Here is a 6,744-nt window from a genome sequence, read left to right as displayed (position 1 = left end):
CCGCAAAGCCACGCCCGGCGGACACAACGAGCGACACAATGGTAGTAGTGTGTACTCGCCGTATCGATCAGATTTCGCCGTGGGCTGGTCATGGGTTCTCCTGTCAGGAATAAAATGGGTTCAGGAGAAAAGTAGAATAGATATATGGAAAGTCCAGTTTATGGGTGTCCTATTATTCCCTTATGAATTGCGTCGTGTATGGGTTCTGGAAGGTCAGCTGAAGGATGATTATCGCCATAAGTACGGTCGCCGGACCATGTATATCGATGAAGATACCTGGCATGGAGTTATTGCCGACTTTTACGATGCCCGTGACCAGCTGGTTCAGCACGCCTACATCAATTACTACTACGCCTACGATATGCAGGCATGGCAGGCAGGCAGCAGCTTCTACCATGACCTGACTTCCGGAGGCTATGTCGGGTACAACCTGTTCCAGGAGCAGAAAAAAGGTCCGATCCTGAATGCCGGCAATATGACCAAAGATATGTATACACCCGCTGCCCTCCGTCGTTTAAGCCATTAATTGAACATTACTTTCCTCCTCATGCTCTGCATGGGGGGAAGCATTCCTGCACAGACAGTGGGAGTGTGGCTTTAAAGGCTATCAAGGAATAATAATAATAAGATGCATAACTTCAAGAAGAATAAACTGGCCCTGGCTTTTATCAGCCTCGGGCTTACCGGCAATGCTTTGGCCGGTGAAACTATTGAGTTGAGTGATAACGTTACTCTGGACTGGAAAGGAACACTGACCTATTCCGCAGCCAGCCGTCTGGAAGATCAGAATAAGAATCTGACCAGCAGTGGTAATACCAATTTTGATAAGGGCGACATGATCAATAATGGTCTTTCCCTGTTGATGGAAGGTCATCTTCGCTTTGGCAACAGTGGTCTGGTGGTTTCCGGCAGTACGTTTTACGACGATGTTTACCAGGATGATAAATTTACGGCGGATGCCGAGCGTTATCATGGTGGTTATTCACGCCTGCTGGATGCCTATGTTTACACCGCATTCCCATTTGGTGAAACCGGTTATGCGGATTTCCGCGCAGGTAGTCATGTGGTTGCCTGGGGGGAGGCGCTTTTCTTCCCCAGTATGTCTCTGGCCCAGGGGCCTTCTGATGCCATTAAGTCTGGTGTTCCGGGTACTGAGGTAAAGGATATTCTGCTTCCGGAAGAACAGGTTTCCATGCAGTTGGAAATTACTCCGGATTTATCTCTGTTGGCTCATTACCAGTATGACTGGCATGAGACTGTTGTTTCTGAGCCGGGGGCGTTTTTTAGTACTAGTGACGCTGTGGGGAATGGGGCTACTTGTATGGGAGCAGCTCCCGGAGAAACATGTAGTTTTGGTGCTCGAGCAGATGATCTTACTCCAGAAAATGATCAGTGGGGAGTTGGTGCTCGTTATCGAATTAGCGATCTTACTGAGATTGGTTTGTATTATCTGAATTACAACTCCCGGATTCCGGTAACGTATTTCTATGGAATGCCAGATAATAAATACAGTATTAGCTACATGGATGATATTGATTTATATGGCGCCACATTTACCACCTCGGTAGGAATCGCCTCCGTTGCTGGTGAGGTTACTTATAAAAAAGGGGCTCCCGTACTGGTTAGTACTTCCTTGGGCCCGAGTATTATTCCATCTCCGGCACGAGCAGATGTACTTCAAACAAACCTGAACGCTATTATTAATTTTGGCAATTCGCCTATTTCTGATAGTGCAACGCTTACAACTGAGATTGCGTATGTTGATATCCGGGATGTTGAAGAAGCTTCATTTTACGCTGACTCAGCGGGCGCTTCTGCTACAGACGAACTCTATTGGACCAGCTACGGCCTGGCCGCCTCAGCATCATTGAACCTGGCCTACCCCGGCATCACAGAAAGTTGGGATATGGGTATACCTGTCGGTTATGCCCGTCAGCTGAAAGGCCGCACCCTGACCGGTGGTGTAGATAGTGAAGGAGATCACCGTTTTGGTATCGGTGCTGACTTTACCCATCACCGTTCCGGTGTTCAGGTGGGGGTAAAGTACTTGGCCTATATGGGAGACCATAATGCAGATACAGAAGCTTATGAGCAAAAATTGCTGACCGACCGGGATAATATCTCCCTTACCGTCAAATACGCCTTCTAAATCCCCGTCCTTTACAATCGGGGCTGTGAATTGCCCCGGTTGCTCCCAATCTTCTGAATTATATTTTGTTTTACAACAACCATCTGGTTCCATTCATACCTGAATCTCAGCCAACAACTTTAAACTGCCCTGAATTACATGCGTCATATGTCAGATATATACTGTAGTACCCCTTAAAGTGTATCCCAAACCTATGGTTCAGAATCTGGCGATGAATCGAACTAAACCACGTGCATCTGGAAAACTGATAGAACCAGTGAAATCAAGAACAGGAGTTAACAATGACCGGTTATAAAGCCATATCAGCATTGTCTCTGATTATTTTCAGAAATTTGGGATACCAAAAACAGGCATCTGTTGATTTGTGGTTTCTTTCACTAAACCTCTTATCGGAAGCAAGAGTGCACCACCATGCACAGGCCTGGGAGCCTGTCGGTCTTAGCTCAATTATTGAGCACAAGCACCCAATAATGACGCCAAATAACTGTAAACTACCTTTGAGTTCAGGCCTCATAAACCCTGAATCATTGAAAAAAAACTCATCTTGGCTGTTTTTTGCTCAAAGCCCGACAGACTCCTAGGCAATACTCTAAAGCTACATTTATCCAATCATATCTGGTTTCACAAAAATTATCCTCACTCCAGCTTACTCAGCAAAAGTTAATCATTTATAAAGAACAATTACAGACGGCAGGAGGGTAAGCGGTTGGGGAACATCATCGCTTACATTGTTACCGACCAACTCCGCTGTCATCCTGTACAGGGATTGTACAGGATCCATCCACAGGGAGGTGACTGCCGATGGTTGGCTTTTATGCCCTCGGGTAATCCCTGCCAGATGGATTGTGTACAATCCCTGTACACAATGACAGCAGAGAACGCAGCCGGAATTGTTTATAGTACTACGCCCCAGGTCCCTCAATTGACTGGCAAATGGGTAATTTATTTAGGGACAATTGCTTACCTCTGGCTGGCGCTATTTCCGATGATACACCACCTATTGTATGTATGAACTAAACTCTACTTTCATCTACCTTAATTAAGTATTTATAGACTCAAAAGTGATAAGTGTGCGGGTGTTATCTGTGCATAAATTTATATCATAGATTATATTGGTCTTTGTTTATGTTTTGTTATTTTCGAATCTTTTTTATTTTCATCTTGTTTTGTCTGGTCCGTTTTGTTTTTGCCGATTTTCCTGGAGGGTCGGGGACTTTAGATGATCCGTATCAAATTAAAACCCCTGAGCAACTATCGGATATGAGGAACTATCTTGATAAACACTTTGTTTTAACCAATGACATTGATTTAAAAGGCTACCTGGAAAATAGTGGTTCTTCAGGCTGGGATTCAATTGGAGAGAGAGACTCTCCATTTACAGGGACTTTAAATGGTAATGATTATACTATTCATAACATCTGGAGTTACCATCCTAATGGCGCGTTGGTGGGATTATTTGGTTATGTTTATATAACTCATTCATCAACGGATAAAATGGAGCCTGATTTTTTTGTTCAGGATCTGGGGTTAACTATTCAGGACGGCAAGGCAATGGAAGGGAATGCCTGGGTTGCTGGATTAGTTGGCAGGTTGAGGGTTGATATAGCTGAAACAAGATTAAACACATACAATCCTGTTAAAAATGTTTTTGTAAAAAATAGTGAGGTTAAGGGGCAAAGCTTTGTTGGCGCCATAGCTGGAAGATATACTTTGGTAAGGCCAAAAAAAGATGCTGGCAGGTTTTTTGGCTCTATCATAAGATCATATACCAACAGTAATATTTATTATATTGATGATCCGGAGGCACTGAATGTAGAAGCTCATGGTACGATAGTTGGTCACTCTGTTGATGGTTCTGTAAAGGAATGCTTTTCAACATCGTATGTATATACGTCGAAGAACCCAAGTATACATGATTATTCAAGGGTTATTGGTTTAGAAAATACCGGTTCAACGGATAAAAATAATTATTATCTGGATAAAGGAATTGAGGCGACGACGTCTAATGCCAAAGGCATTGAAGAGGGAAGCATTGAGTGTTCCGGTGAAGAGGCTTTTGCAACGGTTGGCGGGATTCTAAATGAAAAAGTTAATTTGACTTTCTCTCAGAGTGGATATAAATGTATTCAAGAGCATTTTCCGGTTTTGACATGGGAATATGAAAGAGTCCTGTCTCCTTCATTAACACCATCTCTGGTACTGAATTCGTCATTAGATGATTATCTGGGTGCGTCCGCTTCTATTATAATTAATAAGAGTGCGGTTTTTGATTTGCAACTGTCCGTTGGTGATGTGGGTTATTTTCAAATTGAAACTCACTACTCAAATTCCACTCCGGTATTTGATTATATTCCATTTATGCTGGTCAGCAGTACGTTGAACGATGGTGGTTTATATGCGTTAGTCAATAGTAAATGGTTTGTTAAAGACAATTTAACCTTTATTAGAAATAATCGGGTGGTTCTTAATGACCAGCAATATGTATTGCCTGATTTTTCGATAACATTGAGTAATCCAACCGTTAGCCATGCTTTTAATTTGCAAGACTTTGAGGATGTGGTTGAATTCTATGGTTTGAAAACAAAGATTAAAATGTCGAGGTTTTCCCAGTATTTGTTACCTGTATCACTAATTTATTTCCCGAATGACAGTGCAATGAGGGCGCTGGGCTTAGCTGTCGGTGATAAGACATATTTTATGCATTATGCTATCCGTAATTTTGGTAAATCCAATGAGAGCAGAGATTTGGATGTGTCATATGGACCTATTAAGACGAATGCAGATAGTGAAGATTTTGGGTATCTCTATCATGCCGGTAGTTCAGGCAGCTTCTATGAGTCAGGGGCATTAAGATTTAAACTGGGAGAAGTGATGACCATGGATCATAAAGGTTATGACGCTAATGTTTATACAGTCAGTCAATATGATGATCCTACGGTTGGTTATGTATTTATTGAAGGTAATAACTCACCATTCGATTTATATTTTCTTAAGCTGGGATTAAAAATGGATCGCGTGAGTGACAATATCAGAAAGCCAGAGGCTACTATTTTTTTTCCCGACCTTGAAACATTAAATGCATTGGGGATCGGATTAGAAGGCTATGCATATACACATGTTAAAGCCCGGTGGTCAAATAAGCAGGATAGAAGTGATATTTCAGGTTCAAAAGCTGTATCTATTAGTACTGATGCTAATCCTGATTTTCTCTATATGGTATCCGGTGATGGGGGCGTGGAGTATAATTTTCAGGACGACTTATCATTTTCTTTGCCCAATGTCATTATTAACGATAAATATTATCCGGTTGAGAATCTAAGAGATACGAACACCTGTGATGGCACTCAGTATACATACACGGTTATTAGGTCGGATAGTGTTTACAAAAATATGTATTTTGCTCGCGTAGGTCTGGAAATGGTGTTTGAAAATAATGATTACAACAGGGGAAGGGCCGTACTCTCAACATTTATGACCCCATCAGCACTTGAGTTTTTGAATTTGAATGCAGGGAGTGATAGTTCAGCCAGCTTTAAGTATATGGCACACAGAAACGATTCTTCAATTGAGAGGGAGCCAAGTGCGCCCATAGCAAGTTTGTCCGGGACTAAAATTGATATTCCGAAATATTACCAGTACTTCTCTAAAGTTACCGATGGTTCCTACTCATTCGGTTCACCGTTATCGTTCTCACTGGGTCAAGTCTCATTTAAACATGATGATGTTCTGGAGAGTACTTCTTCTGTTGATATAGCTAATGGATCCGTACTCTTTGGTCCGAGATATGATTATGTTCTTTTTGAAAGCCCTTGATTAATAATTGCACTTAGGAATTGTCCCGAAATAAATTATCCATTTGCCAGTATATTGAGACACCTGGGGAGCAGTACTGTAAACAATTCCGGCTGCGTTCTCCGCTGTCATTGTGTACAGGGATTGTACACAATCCATCTGGCAGGGATTACCCTGGGGCATAAAAGCCAACCATCGACAGTCACCTCCCTGTGGATGGATCCTGTACAATCCCTGTACAGGATGACAGTGGAGTTGGTCGGTAATAATGACTGTTTTCCCAAATGTGGAATTTATTAAAGGACAATCTCTAAAGCCAAACAGAACAGCTTTCTGAGCAAGCTCAGATTGAGAGAAACAGGTCAGCAGTTTTTTTAACTGATCTAACATGAGGTATGTTCATCTTGAGTGGCCATTGTCTTATGATTTGCATCCTGAGTATGGCTACTCAAGGTGAACTCTGCAGCAGGATTGGCAGTGGCTTGGGACTTAATGTCTACCCTGAGAGCCAGGCTTCACCAGGTAAAACTCCCGGAACGATGGATTGTGGGGAGTAGTAGCATTAAACAACAGTTCAATCTGGTTGTTCTTATCCTGGGTTATATGCCAGGAAAAACATCCGCCAGCTGCGCTTCTGATAACTTCCAGTGTTGGATCAATGTTGCTGAAATCCACTGACGAATATCAGACGTTGGTCGTAGATCACGCGCTTCATACAGATCTTTTCTGGCCAGTCCCGGCCACTCACCCAGTACTTTGCCACCACTGACAGCACCTCCGGCCATAAAGAGACAGGAAGCAGT

General features: G+C 42.7%; 4 protein-coding genes. 3 read left to right on the top strand and 1 reads right to left on the bottom strand.

Translation table 11 applies throughout. The annotated features are described in order from the left end of the window. Positions 1-160: 160 nt before the first annotated feature. From RM811_RS20790 to RM811_RS20780, 3 genes are all read left to right on the top strand, one after another. Positions 161-526: a DUF1329 domain-containing protein gene (locus RM811_RS20790; protein ID WP_402527860.1), complete on the top strand. Its 366-nt coding sequence runs from the start codon at positions 161-163 to the stop codon at positions 524-526. Positions 527-628: 102 nt separating this feature from the next. After that, positions 629-2,149, top strand: a complete 1,521-nt coding sequence (locus RM811_RS20785) for a DUF1302 domain-containing protein (protein ID WP_402527858.1) — start codon at positions 629-631, stop codon at positions 2,147-2,149. 1,125 nt (positions 2,150-3,274) lie between these two features. Then, entirely contained in the window at positions 3,275-5,962 is a 2,688-nt protein-coding gene (locus RM811_RS20780; protein ID WP_402527856.1) for a hypothetical protein, read from the top strand. Between the two features lie 578 nt (positions 5,963-6,540). On the opposite strand, the gene RM811_RS20775 is transcribed toward RM811_RS20780, so the two are convergent. Beyond that, a partial coding sequence (locus RM811_RS20775; protein ID WP_402527855.1) for a DUF1501 domain-containing protein occupies positions 6,541-6,744 on the bottom strand: 204 nt, incomplete at its 5' end.

It is taken from the genome of Endozoicomonas sp. (assembly GCF_031844845.1).
Classification (GTDB): domain Bacteria; phylum Pseudomonadota; class Gammaproteobacteria; order Pseudomonadales; family Endozoicomonadaceae; genus Endozoicomonas.
Note: the sequence above shows the minus strand (reverse complement) of the source record. Positions and strands in the feature narration are given on the sequence as shown.

Excerpts from the sequence above, each read along its gene's own strand:
- RM811_RS20790 (WP_402527860.1), top strand. The coding sequence starts at position 161 with ATGGGTGTCCTATTATTCCCTTATGAATTGCGTCGTGTATGGGTTCTG.
- RM811_RS20780 (WP_402527856.1), top strand. The coding sequence starts at position 3,275 with ATGTTTTGTTATTTTCGAATCTTTTTTATTTTCATCTTGTTTTGTCTG.
- RM811_RS20785 (WP_402527858.1), top strand. The coding sequence starts at position 629 with ATGCATAACTTCAAGAAGAATAAACTGGCCCTGGCTTTTATCAGCCTC.